We start from the raw sequence: 16,516 nt of genomic DNA, 5'->3' as shown, positions 1-16,516 counted from the left end.
CCCCGTGACCGCCAGCATCCTCGTCGTCGATGACGACCAGGCGCTTGCCGAGATGCTCGGCATCGTGCTCCGCAAGGAGGGTTATGTCGTCGCGACCTGTGGCGATGGTGGCCGCGCCTTGCCGATGTTTCGTGAGCTGCGCCCCGACCTGGTGCTCCTGGACGTCATGCTGCCCACCCTGGACGGCATCGAGGTCGCGCGGGCGCTGCGGCTCGAGTCGGGCGTCCCGATCGTCATGCTCACCGCCCGCACCGACACCCGGGACGTCGTGGTCGGGCTCGAGGCCGGTGCCGATGACTACGTCGTCAAGCCTTTCAAGCCGCAGGAGCTGCTGGCCCGCATCCGGGCCCGCCTTCGCCGGGTCGACACCGGCGGCGACGGTCGTCTCCAGGTCGGCGACGTGGTCATCGACGTGGCCGGGCACGAGGTGACTCGCGGGGGAGAGGTCATCTCGCTGACCCCTCTCGAGTTCGACCTGCTCGTCGCGCTGGCCAGCAAACCGAGCCAGGTCTTCGACCGGGAGTCGCTGCTGGAGCAGGTATGGGGCTACCGGCACGCTGGCGACACCCGGCTGGTCAACGTGCACGTGCAGCGGCTCCGTTCCAAGATCGAGAAGGACCCCGAGAACCCCCAGGTCGTGGTGACGGTCCGTGGTGTCGGTTACAAGGCCGGTCACCAATGACCCGGTGATCCTGGCCGCCTCGGGCTCGTCGTCCTCGGGGGGCGCCGGGTCCGTAGCCGCCGGGCACGCACCAGAGCTGCCGGCGCCGCTGCGCTGGTGGCGGGGTTCCCTGCGCCGGCGCGTCATCACCACCACCGTGCTCCTCGGCCTCGGGCTCGGTGTCCTGCTCGGGTCTCTTCTCTACCAACAGGTCGCCAACGGTCTGGTGGCACAGGGGGTCGACAGCGCTCAGCGAGACGCGGCCCAGCAGGTTGCCCTCGCTCAGGAAGCCTTCGACGCGACCGATCAGCGGGACGACTCGGGACTGTCGTTGACGGCCGACGATCAAGTGCGCTCGATGGCTGGGACCAGCCCGGAGAACGGGCGTCAGGTGCTGCTGGTCCCGGCGCTGGGCAACGACCGTGGCGGGATCGTGGGGACGATCGCGGTCGGGGTGAGCGCTGCCGATCTCCCGGCCGCGCTGCAGCAGGCCATCGCGGCAGACCCGGAGAACCAGCAGGTGATCGTGGTTCCGGTGAGTCTCGGGGGGCGAGACCAGCCGGTCACCTCAGTCGTCGTCGGATCCCGGGTGAGCCTGCTGCGCGCCGGCCCCTACGACCTGGTCCTGGTCTACCCGCTCCTGCGGGAGGAGGACACCCTCGACCTCCTGCGGCAGCTCTTCGTCGCGGCCGGGCTTGGGCTCGGCCTGCTGGTCGGTGGACTGGGGTGGGTGGCGACCCGGATGGTGACCCGGCCGGTCGCGCGCGCGGCCGCGGTCTCCCAACAGCTGGCGCGCGGACACCTCAGCGAGAGGCTTCCCGTGCGCGGCACGGACGAGTTGGCCCAGCTGGCCACTTCCTTCAACACGATGGCCGACTCGATCCAGGCGCAGATCCGGGAGTTGCGCTCCCTGTCGCAGTTGCAGCAGCGCTTCGTCTCCGACGTCTCTCATGAGCTCCGGACCCCGTTGACCACGATCCGCATGGCCGGTGAGGTGCTCCACGCCTCTCGGGGAGACTTCCCAGAGCCGGTCGCTCGATCGGCCGAGCTGCTCCAGCAGGAGGTGGACCGCTTCGAGGACCTCCTCGGCGAGCTGCTCGAGATCAGCCGCTTCGACTCCGGCGCGGCGACCGTGGAGCGTCATCGGGAGGACATCGTCACCCTCATCCGTGACACCGTCGCGGGGGTGCAGACGCTCGCGGCGCAACTGCAGACGTCGATCATCGTGCGCTTGCCCAAGGAGCCTGGGCCAGTGACCGTGATGATGGACGGGCGACTGATCAGCAGGGTGCTGCGCAACCTGCTCAACAACGGCCTCGAGCACGGGGAGGGCCGGCCGGTCACCGTGACCCTGGCGGCCACCGAGCACGTGGTCGCGGTCTCTGTCCGCGACCAGGGCATCGGGCTCGACCCCGAGCAGCGCAGCCACGTCTTTGACCGCTTCTGGCGGGCAGACCCGTCCCGGCAGCGGACCACGGGCGGGACCGGGCTCGGCCTGGCCATCGCGACCGAGGACGCCCGCGTTCACGGCGGGTGGCTCCAGGTGAGCAGTGAGCCGGGGCACGGTGCGTGCTTCCGGCTCGTCCTGCCACGCGAGGAGCACCTGGTGATCGCCGAGCCTCCACCAGAGGTGCCGCTCCACCGGGCGGGCCAGCCGGAGGTCGACAACGAGGTCCCCGCAGTCGTCCTTGCCCTCGCGACCAGGGAGAAGCAGACATGAGCACCTATCGGTCCCTGACACGGCAGCGCGCCGGGTGGCGCCGGTCCACGATCGCAGTGGCACTCACGGCGGTGCTCACGCTGGCCGGCTGCACCGGCTCGCTGCCCACCGATCCGATGCCCCAGGCAGGGTTGCCGGTCGAGGTCCAGCCCAGGCAGGACGTCCAACGACTGCTGCCGCGCCCGCAGCCTGGGGCCAGCGTGACGGCGATCGTCACCGGCTTCCTACGCTCCAACGTCGGTTTCGCCGAGGCTAATGACGTTGCTCGCGACTACCTCACCCCTCAACTGGCCCGTGGCTGGGTGCCGACCAGCAAGGTGCTCGTGCTGGAGGGCAGCCCGCAGATGGTCTCCACCGAGCCAGGGATCGTCTCCGTCACCGCCCAGGTGAAGGGCTGGATCGATGAGCGTGGGCGTCTCACAGAGCAGCCGGCCGGCACGGTCACGACCCAGTCCTTCGACCTGACCCGGGTAGAGGGACAGTGGCGGATCAGTGAGTTCCCGGAGGGCTTCGGGCTCTGGCTCACCTCCCAAGACCTGGAGACGGCGTTCCGACCCTCGACCGTCTACTACCTCAATACCCAACTCAAGGTGTTCGTCCCGGACGTGCGTTGGTTGCCGCACGGGGAGGGACGCCCCACGTCGCTGGCCCGTGCCCAGCTCGCTCCCATCCCCTCCTATCTGGACGGTGCGGTGACCACCGGCTCCAGCCCGGACACCCATCTGGCGGTGGGCGCGGTGCCGGTCGACCCAGAGAGCCTGGTCGCCACGATCAACCTGGAAGGCCCTGGGCTGGGTGAGAACACCGACCGGGTGGGGATGCTGCGTGCCCAGCTCGGCCACGCGCTGCTCGCCCTCAACGGGGTCGCCGCGGTCGACCTGCGCGTCTCCGGTCGCAGTGTCGACACGGGCGATGACGGCCCGGTGACGCTGGGGACCGACCTGGGTTATCGGGACGTGGTCCGGGACGTCAACCGGGCCCTGCTGCGGGTCGGGGACAAGTTCAAAGTGATCGATCCGCAGTGGTACGACCTGCGCAACCTGCCCTCGGCACAGTCCCGTGACGTCGACTTGCCGCAGCTGGACAGCACGTGGACCGGGGTCGCCGCCTCCGCGGATCTCGCCAGCCTGGCCGCCGTCTCGGTCAACCGCACCGAGCTGTGGCGCTGGCACGATGACGCCACGGAGATCAACACCGGCATCGGCGATGCGCTCACCGACCCGTCCTACGATCCGCACGGCCTGCTCTGGGTCGCTGGTGTCTCGCGAGGCAAGGGGCTGCCTCGGGTGTGGTTCGTCGACGATGAGCAGATCAAGGCAGTCGCCAAGCCGCTGGACGTCCCCACTCTGGACAAGGAGGACATCATCCGCGTCTTCCGGGTGTCTCCGGACGGCTCCCGGGCGCTGCTCGTGGTCGGCAGCAACCAGGACACCGGAAAGGAAAAACTCCTGATGGCCGGCATCGTGCGCGGCTCCGACGGTCAGCCGGTCGGCCTGGACGAGCCGGTGAATGTCGCGCCGACCCTCGTCCACGTGGCCTCGGCGCGCTGGGCCTCGACGACCGAGCTGGTGGCCACCGGTCAACGCGCTGGGGACCCGCGGATGCTGGCGTTCCGAGTCCCCCTCGGCGGGTGGCTCGGCCCGTTGGGCGAGCAGGCTGGTCTGGTCGATATCTTCGCGGTGCCGACCGGCGAGGGCTACTCCCCGGTCCTGCGCACCGAAGACGGCCGTTTTCACGTCCGAGAGGGCACGCGGGGCTGGGCGGACGCCCGCAACGGGGACGAGCTCATCATCCCGGGCACCTAAAGGATTGCCGTTCGGTCGCGGCCTGTGGACGAACGCGCCGCCGTCCCGGCGCCGTCGCACAGGCTGAGGGTATGTCGTGGCAGCCGTGGGAAGACGTCGTGTCCCTCGTCGAGCTGGTGGCGCCCACCTCTTGTGCCGGGTGCGGCCGCCGGGGCCAAAGGTGGTGCCCGGCGTGTGGTGCAGAGCTCCGCACGCCCGCCCCCGGCCCCTGGTCGCCGACGCCGCGGCCGGCAGGGATGCCGCCGACGTGGTCGGGGCCCCCGTATGCCGACCACGTCCGCCTCGCGATCGTCGCCTGGAAGGATCAGGGAAGGGCTGACCTGACGGCTGTCTTCGCGCCCGTGCTGCGCGAGATCCTGGCGACGGCGCTGTCCGCCTCAGCGCCGCATCGTGACCACCTGCGTGCGGGTGGCCCTCTCTGGCTGCTCCCGGCACCCTCCGCGCGCTCCGGGACCCGGGCCCGCGGCGAGCACCGCGTGGCAGCCCTGACCAAGGCGAGCGTGCACGACCTACCAGCCTCGGTGTGCCGCGTGAGCGGGGCTTTGCGTCTGCGACGAAGGGTGTCGGACCAGGCGGGGCTGACTGCGCTTGCCCGAGCCGCCAACCTCTCCGGAGCGGTCGCGGTGGATCCCCGGGCGGCGCGTGCGATGGCCGGCCGACCCTGCGTTGTGGTGGACGACGTCGTCACTACCGGAGCGACCCTTGCCGAGTGCGCGAGAGCGCTCCGGCAAGCCGGTTTCGGACCCGTGATCGCAGTGACTCTGGCGGCGACTCGACGCCGCGGTCGGGGTGCGCTACCGCAACCCCAGGTTGCCGACTAGGGTGAGTTCATGGAGCTTCTCTCGCGTGCAGAAGAGGGGTGAGGCCGACGATAGAGGCGCCGTAGTCGACGCCATAGCCACATCCCCGCTTACTGCATGGAGGACCAAATGGAAGTCACGGTTACTGGTCGCAAGAAGGACGTCAGCGAGCGTTTTCGCCGGCACCTGGAGGAAAAGCTCAGCAAGATCCCGCAACTGGCGCCGCGGGTGCGGCGCGTCGAGGTCGTGCTGACTTCGGAGGCCAACCCGAGGCTCGTCAAAGAGGCCGAACGCTGCGAGATCACCTGCTACGTCGCCCGCACGGTCGTGCGTGCCGAGGCCGCTGCTGGTGACGACTACGCCGCTCTTGATCTGGCCATGAGCAAGCTCAGCGAACGCCTCCGTCGGATGGGTGACAAGCGCCGCGTCAGCCACTCCGGCAAGCACCGGCTGCCCTCGGTCTCAGAGGCGACCTTCGGGCTGCCTACCCACCCGATCGAGCCACCCACCGAGAAGGAGGCGCCAGCACCCTCGAGCGAGGACGCGCTGCACGCCGACCTCGACACCAAGGGCAACAGCCCCATCGAGGTGCGTGTCAAGGTCCACCCGTCCAGTCCGATGACGGTTGGCCAGGCCCTGTCCCGGATGGAGCTCGTGGGGCACGCGTTCTTCTTGTTCCACGACATCGACACTGATCAGCCCAGCGTCGTCTATCGACGTCGCGGCTGGTCCTACGGCGTGCTGCGGCTCGACCTGGACGCCGACGCCCCTGACGACCACGTCGAGGACGCCGACGCCGTCGCCTCCTGAGTCGCGGCCGCCCGCGACCAGGGCATCTGCGCCTGTAGGGCGCACCCGGGCCCGCCACCCGCTCCAGGGTGGCGGGCCTGCGGCTGAGCGTGACCTTTGGCAGAGTGTTGTGTGATGACTCCTGTCCGCACCCGGCTGCCCACGATCAGCCTCCCGCAGGCTCGGCGCACGGCCCTGGCCGCGCAGGGCTTCACCGACCGTCGCCCCGCGTCGGGCGCCTCGACGATGCGCCAGGTGAGGCGAGTGATCGATCGGGTGCAATGCGTGCAGATCGACAGCGTCAATGTGCTTTCCCGCAGCCAGTACCTCCCGTTCTTTGCCCGGCTCGGTCCCTATGACTCAGCCCTGCTCGACCTCGCCCGTGACGGTTCTGGAGCGGACCGGCGACTGGTCGAGTACTGGGCGCACGAGGCGTCCCTCATCCCGCCGAGGACCTGGCCGTTGCTCACCTTCCGGATGGAGGCCGCCCGCGAGCGGGCGTGGAGCAGGTCGGTCACCACCGCGCACCCCGGTCTGCTCACGGCAGTGCTGGAGGTGGTCGCCGAGCACGGCCCGCTCACCTCGCGTGCCGTCGAAGCACGCCTGCCCCACGGCGCCGACCGCTCGGGCCGCGACTGGGGGTGGAACTGGTCCGCGGTCAAACAGTGCTTAGAGTTCCTCTTCTGGGCAGGGGACATCACCTCTGCCGGGCGGACCGCGTCGTTCGAGCGTCGGTATGCCGTCCCTGCCGCGGTGCTGCCGGCGCACCTGGTGGCGGCGCGGGACGCGGCCCGGGACGCAGACCCGCAGGATGCGGTGACCGAGCTCGTCCGGCTGGCGCTGGTGGCCCACGGCCTGGGCACCCGCGCCTGCCTCGGCGACTACTTCCGGATCCGCGGCCCGCGCGTGGAGATGGCGCTGCGCCAGCTTCAGGAGCGCGGTCAGGCCGAGCCGGTTCGAGTGCGCGGGTGGGATCGGCCGATCTGGCGCGACCCTGGGGCGCGAGCGCCACGAGGGGTGCCCGGTGCCGCGTTGCTGAGCCCGTTTGACTCTCTGGTCTGGCAACGGGCAAGGACGGAGGCGCTGTGGGGGATGCGCTATCGCTTGGAGATCTACGTGCCGGCGCCGTTGCGGGTCCACGGTTACTACGTCCTGCCCTTCCTGCTGGAGGAAGAGCTGGTCGGTCGCGTCGACCTCAAGGCCGACCGGCCCGGTGGCGTCCTTCGGGTCCAGGCGGTGCACTGGGAGGACGGCACGGACTCGGTCGCCGCGCTGCCAGCGCTCGTGGCTCAGCTGGAGTCGATGGCGGGGTGGCTCGGGCTCTCCTCGCTCGACTTTGCCAAACCGTGACCGGTGGATCGGGCCCGGTCGCCTCGAATCAGCGCAGGAGCCGCCCGTCAAGGCCTATGGTCACAAGGTCCCCTTCAACGGCGAAGAAGAGAAAGACCGATCCCTATGACCCGCGCACCCCGAAGCCGGGTAGGCGTCGCGGCGGTCGGGGCGTTCGCGCTCCTGGCCAGCCTGCTGACTCCCGCCCTGGCGACCGCAGCCGACGGACCGCCGACAGCCCACGACCTGATCTTCAGCGAATACGTCGAGGGCTCGTCCGACAACAAGGCGTTAGAGATCTACAACGGGACAGCGGCAGCGATCGACCTGTCGACCTACTCGATCCAGTTGTTCAGCAATGGCGCAGCCAAGGCCGGTTTCACGCTCCCGCTCAGCGGCACACTCGAGCCGAGCGACGTCTACGTCGTGGCGCACACCGCCGCAGCATCCCAGATCCTCACCGTCGCGGATGTCACGACCGCTAGCGGGCTCTTCAACGGCGACGACGCCCTGACCTTGCGCAACGGGAGTGCCGTCGTCGACTCGATCGGCCAGGTCGGTGTCGACCCCGGCACCCGGTGGGGGACTCCTCCGGTCTCCACGGTCGACACCACCTTGCGCAGGTTGGCCAGCGTGTGTGGGGGCGACACCGTGCCCGATGATGTCTTCGAGCCGTCGGCGCAGTGGGAGGGCTTCGCCAAGGATTCCTTCGACGGGCTCGGCACGCACCGCTCGGACTGCGTCGCCGGTGACCTGACGGTCCCGGACCCGGATCCGGACCCCACCGATGTCTGCGAGACGGTGACGTCGATCGGGGCCGTGCAGGGCAGCGGCGCGGCAAGCCCGATGGTCGGTGCGGTCGTGTGCATCGAGGGCGTCGTCGTCGGCGACTTCCAGCAGATTGACTCCCTCGACGGCTACTACGTCCAGGACGCCGGCGACGGCGACTCGGCCACCTCCGACGGCATCTTCGTCTTCGCCCCGTCGGGTGCAGAGGTTGCCGTGGGCGACCAGGTGAGGGTGGGCGGCAACGTCGCCGAGTTCTACGGCATGACGCAGTTGTCGCTGACCACCCTGGAGGTGGTCGCGAGCGATGCACCTCTGCCCGCGGCGGCCCAACTGGCCCTGCCCCTTGCGGACCCTGAGGTCCATGAGGGAATGCTGGTCACCTTCGAGCAGGAGTTGGCTATCCTCGAATACTTCAACTACGGCCGGTATGGCGAGATCGTGCTGGGGGTCGGGGACCAGACCCCGCGTCAGCACCAGCCGACCGCCGTCTTCGAGCCCGGTTCGACGCAGGCGCAGGCGCTCGCAACCTTCAACCTCTCCCACCGGATCACCCTCGATGACGGCATGAAGAGGCAGAACCCGTCGACCCTGCGCCACCCCAATGGTGGCCAGTTCGGGTTGGACAACCTCTTCCGCGGGGGCGACACCGTTGGCGACCTCACCGGCATCCTGGACTACCGCAACAACGCCTGGAAGATCCAGCCCACGCAGGGCGCGGACTACGAGGTGAAGAATGCGCGTCCCGGCGTGCCTGACGTGGGTGGCAGCACGACCGTGGCCTCCTTCAACGTCCTCAACTACTTCACCACCCTCCCCTCGCAGGATTCCACGGCCCGTGGCGCGGACACCCAAAAAGAGTTTGTTCGTCAACAGGACAAGATCGTCGCGGCCATCAACGCGATGGATGCCGACGTGACCGGTCTGATCGAGATCGAGAACAACGGTGACGTAGCAGTCGGCAACCTGGTCGCGGCGCTCAACACGGCCGCCGGTGCACAGAGGTGGGCTTTCGTCTCGACCGGCCCGGTCGGCACTGACGTGATCACCACCGCCTTTATCTACCAGCCGGCCCAGGTGACCCCCGTCGGCGAGCACGCCGTGCTCGACTCCTCGGTGGACGAACGCTTCCTCGACGACTTCAACCGGCCTGCCCTCGCGCAGACCTTCGAGGACAACGTCAACGGCGGAGTGGTGACGGTCATCGTCAACCACCTCAAGTCCAAGGGGTCTGGGTGCGACGCGGCCGGTGACCCGCAGGACCCCAACGGCCAGGGCAACTGCAACGGTGTGCGCACCGAAGCGGCCGATGCCTTGGGCGACTGGGCAAACGCAGACCCGACGGGGAGCGGCACGGACCACGCGCTGATCATCGGTGACCTCAACTCCTACGACAAGGAGGACCCGATTGACGCGCTCAAGGCGGACGGCTACACCGACCTGATGCACGCCTTCCAGGGTGAGTACGCCTACTCCTACGTCTTCGACGGAATGCTCGGTTACCTCGACTACGCGATGGCCAGCCAGTCCCTCGCGCCCCGGGTCACCGGCACGCAAGGATGGGCGATCAATGCCGACGAGCCGAGCGTCCTCGACTACGACATGAGCTTCAAGCCGGCCGCCCAGGATGCCCTCTATGCGCCCGACGCCTTCCGCTCCAGCGACCACGACCCGGTGCTCATCGGGCTCGACCTGGCAGACACGGTCGCCCCGCAGCTGGAGGTCATCGCCTCTCCCTCCTCGATCTGGCCACCCAACAACAAGTGGGTCACCGTCAACACGGTGGTGACCGCCAGCGACGACTCCGGCGCGGCTCCCGCGGTCACCCTCGTGGGAGCGGTCGTCACTAAGCGCGGCGTCAACGGCAAGGCCGCGATCAAGGTCGTCTCGGACTCGCAGTTCCGGGTCAAGGCGGTCAAGGGCGCGGTCTACACGATCACCTACGAGGCCACTGACGCGGCGGGCAACACCACCGTCACTTCGGTGAGTGTCACGGTCAGCAAGGGGTGATCGCCTCGCTCAGCCATCCGGCGGCGGCGCGCCAACGTGGGCCACGCCAGCCCTGCGGCGCGATCTGCCCGTCTGGGGCGGTTAGCCTAGGTGGGTGGCAAACCTCTTCGAGAAGATCCTCCGCGCCGGTGAGAAGACTGCGCTGCGTCGCCTGGAGACCGTGGCCAAGCAGGTCAACGCCCTGGAGGGCGACTTCGCCGGGCTGACCGACGCCGAGCTCCGTGAGGAGACGGACAAGTTCCGGGCTCGGCTGGCCGACGGTCAGACGCTGGAGCAGATCATGCCGGAGGCCTTCGCGGCCGTCCGCGAGGCGTCCAAGCGGACGATCGGTAAACGGCACTTCGACGTCCAGATCATGGGCGGCGTGGCCCTGCACCAGGGCAACGTCGCAGAGATGCGTACCGGTGAGGGCAAGACCCTGGTGGCCACCCTGCCCTCCTACCTCAACGCGCTGACGGGCAAGGGCGTCCACGTCATCACGACCAACGACTACCTTGCGCAGTACCAGTCCGAGCTGATGGGCCGCGTGCACCGGGCCTTGGGGCTGCAGACCGGCTGCATCCTGTCCTCGATGACCCCCGCGCAGAGACGCGAGCAGTACAACCTCGACATCACCTACGGCACCAACAACGAGTTCGGCTTCGACTACCTCCGCGACAACATGGCGTGGTCGATGATGGACCTCGTGCAGCGTGGACACCACTACGCCATCGTCGATGAGGTCGACTCGATCCTGATCGACGAGGCTCGCACGCCGCTGATCATCTCCGGCCCGGCCGACCAGGCCACCAAGTGGTACACCGAGTTCAGCAAGTTGGTCCGGCACCTGGACCGTGGCGAGGACGGCTTGGGTGACTACGAGGTCGATGAGAAGAAGAAGACGGTCGGTGTCCTGGAGAGCGGCATCGAGAAGATCGAGGACTACCTCGGCATCGACAACCTCTATGAGTCCGCCAACACCCCGCTCATCGGCTACCTCAACAACGCGATCAAGGCTAAAGAGCTGTTCGACCGCGACAAGGATTACGTCGTCATGGACGGTCAGGTCATGATCGTGGACGAGCACACCGGCCGCATCCTGCCGGGACGTCGCTACAACGAGGGCATGCACCAGGCGATCGAGGCCAAGGAGGGGGTGGACATCAAGAACGAGAACCAGACCCTGGCCACCGTCACCTTGCAGAACTACTTCCGCATGTACGACAAGCTCGCCGGCATGACCGGCACGGCGCAGACCGAGGCCGCCGAGCTGCACCAGATCTACAAGGTCGGTGTGCTCTCCATCCCCACCAACATGCCGATGATTCGCGCCGACCAGGCCGACCTGGTCTACCGCACCGAAGAGGCTAAGTACGACGCGCTCGTCGACGACATCGCCTCTCGCTACGAGGTGGGTCAGCCGGTCCTGGTCGGCACCACCAGCGTCGCCAAGTCAGAGCTCATCTCGGAGGCGTTGCGACGCAAGAGCGTGAAGCACGAGGTGCTCAATGCCAAGCACCATGAGCGCGAGGCCTCGATCGTGGCGGAGGCGGGCCGCAAGGGTGCCGTCACGGTCGCCACCAACATGGCCGGCCGGGGCACCGACATCATGTTGGGAGGCAGCCCGGAGTTCAGAGCGGTCGCGGCGCTCAAGGCTCAGGGCCTGGACCCCATCGAGACGCCTGATGAGTATGAGGAGGCCTGGGACCGCACGCTCGCCCAAGCCGAGAAGTCGGTCGAGTCCGAGCATGACGAAGTCACTGCGCTGGGCGGGCTGTACGTGTTGGGCACCGAGCGGCACGAATCGCGACGTATCGACAACCAGCTGCGGGGTCGTGCCGGTCGTCAGGGCGACCCCGGAGAGAGTCGTTTCTATCTGTCCCTCCAGGACGATCTGATGCGGATGTTCAACGCCGCCATGGTCGACCGGGTGATGGCGACCACTGGCCTGAGCGACGACATACCGATCGAGTCGAAGATGGTCTCGCGCTCCATCGCCAGCGCCCAGTCCCAGGTCGAGGCGCAGCACTTCGAGACCCGAAAGAACGTCCTCAAGTACGACGATGTGCTCAATCGCCAACGTGAGGTGATCTACGGCGAGCGTCGCCGGGTCCTTGAAGGTGAGGACATCCAGGAGCAGGTGCGGATCTTCATCAACGACGTGGTGACCGACTACGTCAACAGCACCCCGATCTCCGAGGCGGCTGAGAGCCTGGACCTGGAGTCGCTCTGGAACGACCTCGGACAGATCTACCCGATCCAGATCTCGATCGAGGAGATGGTCGAGGTCGCGGGCGACCGGAGCGCGGTCACCCCAGCGTTCCTCGTTGAGGAGCTGACCTCGGACGCGCAGCACGCCTACGACCAACGCGAGGAGGCCGTCGGTCAGGATCTGATGCGTGACGTCGAACGCCGTATCGTCCTTCAGGTCCTGGACCGCAAGTGGCGGGAGCACCTCTACGAGATGGACTACCTCAAGGAGGGCATCGGCCTGCGTGCGATGGCCCAGCGTGAGCCGCTCGTGGAGTATCAGCGAGAGGGCTATCAGTTGTTCCAGGCCGTCATGGAGGGCATCAAGGAGGAGTCCGTCCGTTTCCTCTTCCATGCGGAGATCAAGGCCGCGGAGCCCGAGCCGGAGCACCCGCAGGAGCAGCTCACCTTCGTCGCGCCCAGCGAGGACGGGTCGGCGGAGGTCCGCCCGGTCCGCACCGACGGCAGTATGTCGGAGCAGGCCACCGACGCCATGACCGACGACAACGACAGCACGCCAGAGGGCAGCGGCAACCGCGCCCAGCGTCGGAAGGCCAACCGCAGGAGCTGAGCCCTTACCCGAGCTCCCAGGCGGTGATGAGCCAGCGCCCGTCGACCCCGCTCATCCGGAAAGCCAGGGCTCGGATACGTCCGTCGACCCAGACGACGGCGGACACTTCGACCACCCCGTCGGCTGGCGCGCAGGTGCGCAAAGTGCGCAGCACCGGAGGCCGATGGGTCCGTCGGCCGCGGCGCCGCGCCAGCTGACCCCTCCGGTGCGCGCGTTCGCGGATCTCGGGGACGACCCACCTGATGAGCTGGTCCGCCGACCGGGTGCCGTGGTAGGTCTCCAGGACCGCCTGCACCATGCGCTGTGCCCAGGGCCGAGCGTCCGGGAGGTCGACGGTCGACGTCGACTGGGGTCCGAAGACCGGGTCAAAGCCGTCGGCGCGGAAGTCGACCGCGAGGCTGCCCTGGACGTAACGCTGCTGGCGCCTGCTGCCCGCCTCGCCCCAGTCCGGTCCGGAGGCGGGCAGCTCTGTCTCTGGTGCTGGCAGGAGGCGCAGCACCGTCGGGCGCCCCTTCATCGCTGCGCTCCGGGAGTGACCAGCCGTTGGCCGGGGAAGATCAGATCGGGGTCGGACCCGATGACGTTGCGATTGGCGGCATACCAGCGCGGCCACTCCTGCGCCACGTCCTGGTCGGTCGCGTCCGCGCCGAGGTGATGCGCAGCGATGCCCCAGAGGGTGTCACCGCGACGCACCACCACGTCAGACACCGCCGCGCGCTCGGGTGGCGAGCTCACCAACCAGACCTCACCCGTGGGCCGGGGTGAGGGAGCAGATGGGGTCGGCGTCCAACCGGGTGCGGGCAGGTCAGCCTCGCGGCTGCTTGCTGCCGTGGTGCGGGGGTCGTTGCCAGGTGAGTCCGTGCTCAGATCGAGCAGCGCTGCCATGGTCGTGGCTGAGGTCATTGCCGCTGGGCTCGAAGTGAGCGCGGACGGCGTCACCGATGCCGACACCAGCGTTGGTGCGCAGGAGGAGGCCGCCGAGGGGCTCAACCCGAGGGCTGCCGCGGCCAGCAGCCCGGTCGCCACCCTGCTGATGAGGTGGCGGCCGTCGGTCGCGGAATCGTGGGGGGCCGTCCTCTGACGCAGCAGCGAGAGGGTGGCGGCCATGAGGACGAAGGCCACCCAGGCCGACAACGCCGCCGCGACCACGGTTGCCACCAGCCCGATGCCCTCAGCGACGGCGACCGGGCCGGTCCCCGGCCAGCGGCTCCAGGTGTGGCTGGCCAGCGCGCCGGCGAGGCTCGCGGTCGCTACCGCCCCTGCACCGCCCAGGCTCATGGCGTAGGTGCGTTGCCTCGTCATCTCGTCCCCTCCGTGCGATCTTGTGTCGTATTGCCTACGTTTGCGTACGTTTGCCTCACCTTAAGTCGATAGGGGAGTCTTTGACAAGTCATGGCGGCAAGCTGTGGACAGACTCCCTGGTCGGTGCGCGAGGCTGGCACGATGGGGCGATGCGCTGGGACAGACTCTTCGCCGACCTCGAGGCGCAGTTGGACGTGCTGGAGCGCGCGGAGCTTGCCGCAGAGGTGGTCGAGCACACCCGGGCCGAGCGTGGACAGATCGAGCTCGCGCACCGGCTGGTGAGTGCGGTGGACGGCTCCACACGCCTCAAGGTCAGTGGGCTCGGCTGGGTGCAGGTGCGCCTCCTCGACGTCGGCACCGACTGGCTCCTGACCGAGCTCGCCAGCTCTACCGCCGCGCGGGGTCGGGAGCTGCTCATTCCCTTGCCTGCGGTCTACGCAGTCGAGGGCCTGCGCCGCGCCGCTGATGCCCGACCCAGCGCGGTCAGTCGCAGATTTGGGCTGCGGCATGCGCTCCGGGCTCTGAGCCGCGACCGGGCGCCCGTGCGGATCCACGACCGGGACGGCGACCAGGTCAGCGGCACGATTGACCGCGTCCTCGCCGACCATCTCGACCTCGCCCGACATCCGGGTGACGAACCTCGCCGCACCGATGCTGTGAGGGGGATGCTCAGCGTGCCCTACTCGGCGCTCGCAGCGGTGCGCCGGATCTAGAGCTCGACTTTAGATCTCGACGTCGGCATCGGGCCTGCTGGGCTGCCGGATCGACTCCTGCGTCTGGGTGTACATCCGGCTGATGTAGGCCTCCAGCTCGACATCCTCCACCCGCCAGACGCCCCGGCCGCCGAGCTTGACTCCCCGCAGGTCGCCGGTGCGGACCAGTGACTGGACCTGGGAGAGGGACACATTCAGCGTCTCGGCGACATCGGTCAGGGTGAGAAAACGGGGTCCGGGCACGGGTCGTGCTCCTTTCGAGGAACTCTTGACCAGGATTTTACGAAACTCTGGCCCACTCTTGACCATGCCTGTGGACAAGATGGTCGGGATGGGGAGGTCGCGCGCTATTTTGGCAGTTCGCGAGCACCTGGTCTTGACCAGCGACACGACGACGAAGAGGTAAGTATGGGCACTGCGACGTTGCGCGCCGGCAGGGAGCAGACCGGGACGCCGCGCCCGGCGCGCAGGCTGGAGCGCCCCAGCTGGCGAGACCTTCGGCTCGTGCTGGGGCTGTTGCTGGTGCTGCTTTCCGTGGCCGGCGGGATCCGGCTGGTCTCGGCCTTCGACGACACGACCCCGGTGTATGCCGCAGCCAGTGACCTGCTGCCAGGTCAACCGGTCACCTCAGGGGACGTCCTGACCGTCGACGTGCGCATGGGGGAGGAACTCGCGCGGTATGTCGACGGCTCGGCCCCGATCCAGCCGGGGACCTATCTGATCCGCGGAGTGGCCGCGGGTGAGCTCGTGCCCGCGGGAGCGCTCGGCTCGGCGCGCCAGGCGCTGGACAAGACGGTCAGCGTGCCGGTGGACATGGTCGCCGCCCGGTCATTGGTCGCTGGTGCGGTCGTCGACGTGTGGATCAGCCGACGCGATCCCGGCGCCGTGGGGGAGGCCTACCAAGACCCGGTCCGCCTCTTGGCCGGGGCCGTCATCGACTCCGTGCCTGCTCAGGGCAAGGGGTTGGGCTCGGGACTTGGCCGCAGCAGCGTGCAGGTCGTGGTGCCCGCCGATCAGGTCGGTGCCGTCATCGGCGCCGTGGATCAGGGTGCCCGCGTGACGCTGGTGCCCGCGCCCCGGGCCAGCAACCCGGTCGCGAGCGACCGGTGACCGAGCCGCTCATCTCGGCGATCGCGCCCCGCTGGGAGGCGGACCTCGCGGGAGCCCTGGCGCGCTCCCGGAGCGTGCACGTCGCACGCCGGTGCGCTGACGTGGCCGAACTGCTCGGCGTCGCGGCGGCCGGGCTCGGCCGGGTCGCCGTGGTGTCCTCCGACCTGCGTCGGCTGGACCGCAGCGTGATCGACACCCTGCGCGGCTATGCCGTGGAGGTCCTCGGTGTCCATCCACCCGATGACGCGGCAGCCGCGCGCACGCTGCGCCGCTGGGGGCTGCGGGTGGTCCTCCCCGCGGATGCGACCCCCGCAGAGCTCGACGTCGCGCTCGTGGAGTTGCTCGATGGCTCCAGGCCTGAGCGGGCGACACCGGCCTCGACCATGGGAGGGCGCGGTGACGGCACGGAGAGGGCGTCGGCTCCCGACCAACCGCAGGCTGGTCAGGCCCGAGCCGGGAAGGAAGCCCGGGCACCTGGTGGTGCGACCGAGGACGCTGGCGGCACGGCTGGTCATCGCTGGGACCGGGGCGGTAGCTCCCTCGACGCTGACTCTCGCGCCGCTGGCTCCCTCGTCGATGCGGTCGGAGGCGGCCGAGAGCCTGAGACGGAGGGCGGCGAGGGCGAGCACGTCGAACCCAAGCACGTCGAACACAAGGGCGCCGTGCACAAGGGCGGCGAGTATGAGCGCGA

13 protein-coding genes and 1 pseudogene are annotated in these 16,516 nt (G+C 68.9%); 11 read left to right on the top strand and 3 right to left on the bottom strand.

The window, feature by feature from the left end; genetic code table 11:
- The first annotated feature begins 4 nt into the window (after positions 1–4).
- The 8 genes from mtrA (at position 5) to secA (ending at position 12,700) form a co-directional block, all read left to right on the top strand.
- On the top strand, positions 5–682 hold the full coding sequence (gene mtrA / locus Q4P07_RS05380; protein ID WP_303373872.1) for an MtrAB system response regulator MtrA: 678 nt from the start codon (positions 5–7) through the stop codon (positions 680–682).
- Positions 654–2,381: an MtrAB system histidine kinase MtrB gene (gene mtrB, locus Q4P07_RS05375; RefSeq protein WP_303373871.1), complete on the top strand. Its 1,728-nt coding sequence runs from the start codon at positions 654–656 to the stop codon at positions 2,379–2,381. The genes mtrA and mtrB overlap by 29 nt, the downstream gene beginning before the upstream one ends.
- Positions 2,378–4,186: an LpqB family beta-propeller domain-containing protein gene (locus tag Q4P07_RS05370; RefSeq protein WP_303373870.1), complete on the top strand. Its 1,809-nt coding sequence runs from the start codon at positions 2,378–2,380 to the stop codon at positions 4,184–4,186. Before mtrB ends, Q4P07_RS05370 begins: the two co-directional genes overlap by 4 nt.
- Before the next feature lie 71 nt (positions 4,187–4,257).
- Complete coding sequence (locus tag Q4P07_RS05365; RefSeq protein WP_303373869.1) at positions 4,258–5,007, top strand: ComF family protein; 750 nt, start codon at positions 4,258–4,260, stop codon at positions 5,005–5,007.
- Between the two features lie 108 nt (positions 5,008–5,115).
- Complete coding sequence (gene raiA, locus Q4P07_RS05360) at positions 5,116–5,796, top strand: ribosome-associated translation inhibitor RaiA (RefSeq protein WP_303373868.1); 681 nt, start codon at positions 5,116–5,118, stop codon at positions 5,794–5,796.
- 114 nt (positions 5,797–5,910) lie between these two features.
- Positions 5,911–7,125, top strand: coding sequence for a winged helix-turn-helix domain-containing protein (locus Q4P07_RS05355; protein ID WP_303373867.1), 1,215 nt, complete (start codon positions 5,911–5,913; stop codon positions 7,123–7,125).
- A 105-nt stretch (positions 7,126–7,230) separates the two neighbouring features.
- Positions 7,231–9,900, top strand: coding sequence for an ExeM/NucH family extracellular endonuclease (locus Q4P07_RS05350; RefSeq protein ID WP_303373866.1), 2,670 nt, complete (start codon positions 7,231–7,233; stop codon positions 9,898–9,900).
- Positions 9,901–9,994: 94 nt separating this feature from the next.
- Positions 9,995–12,700 (top strand): preprotein translocase subunit SecA, encoded by a 2,706-nt coding sequence (gene secA / locus Q4P07_RS05345; protein WP_303373865.1) that lies wholly within the window; start codon positions 9,995–9,997, stop codon positions 12,698–12,700.
- A gap of 4 nt (positions 12,701–12,704) precedes the next feature.
- On the opposite strand, the gene Q4P07_RS05340 is transcribed toward secA, so the two are convergent.
- Both Q4P07_RS05340 and Q4P07_RS05335 read right to left on the bottom strand, forming a co-directional pair.
- Entirely contained in the window at positions 12,705–13,217 is a 513-nt protein-coding gene (locus Q4P07_RS05340; protein ID WP_303373864.1) for an Rv3235 family protein, read from the bottom strand.
- Positions 13,214–14,002 carry a LysM peptidoglycan-binding domain-containing protein gene (locus Q4P07_RS05335; protein ID WP_303373863.1) on the bottom strand — a complete coding sequence of 263 codons (789 nt, stop codon included), beginning with the start codon at positions 14,000–14,002 and terminating at the stop codon, positions 13,214–13,216. The genes Q4P07_RS05340 and Q4P07_RS05335 overlap by 4 nt, the downstream gene beginning before the upstream one ends.
- A 149-nt stretch (positions 14,003–14,151) precedes the next feature.
- Here Q4P07_RS05335 and Q4P07_RS05330 point away from each other — a divergent pair, with 149 nt between their 5' ends.
- Complete coding sequence (locus Q4P07_RS05330; RefSeq protein ID WP_303373862.1) at positions 14,152–14,715, top strand: hypothetical protein; 564 nt, start codon at positions 14,152–14,154, stop codon at positions 14,713–14,715.
- A gap of 9 nt (positions 14,716–14,724) precedes the next feature.
- On the opposite strand, the gene Q4P07_RS05325 is transcribed toward Q4P07_RS05330, so the two are convergent.
- Entirely contained in the window at positions 14,725–14,958 is a 234-nt protein-coding gene (locus tag Q4P07_RS05325; RefSeq protein WP_303373861.1) for a helix-turn-helix domain-containing protein, read from the bottom strand.
- Positions 14,959–15,123: 165 nt separating this feature from the next.
- On the opposite strand from Q4P07_RS05325, the gene Q4P07_RS05320 reads away from it, so the two are divergent.
- Positions 15,124–15,825, top strand: a complete 702-nt coding sequence (locus Q4P07_RS05320; protein ID WP_303373860.1) for a hypothetical protein — start codon at positions 15,124–15,126, stop codon at positions 15,823–15,825.
- Positions 15,822–16,516 (top strand): annotated as a pseudogene (locus Q4P07_RS05315) (hypothetical protein); the annotation flags it as partial. The gene Q4P07_RS05320 and the pseudogene Q4P07_RS05315, both read left to right, overlap by 4 nt.

The sequence above is a fragment of the Ornithinimicrobium sp. genome (genome assembly GCF_030537745.1).
Classification (GTDB): domain Bacteria; phylum Actinomycetota; class Actinomycetes; order Actinomycetales; family Dermatophilaceae; genus Ornithinicoccus.
Note: the sequence above shows the minus strand (reverse complement) of the source record. Positions and strands in the feature narration are given on the sequence as shown.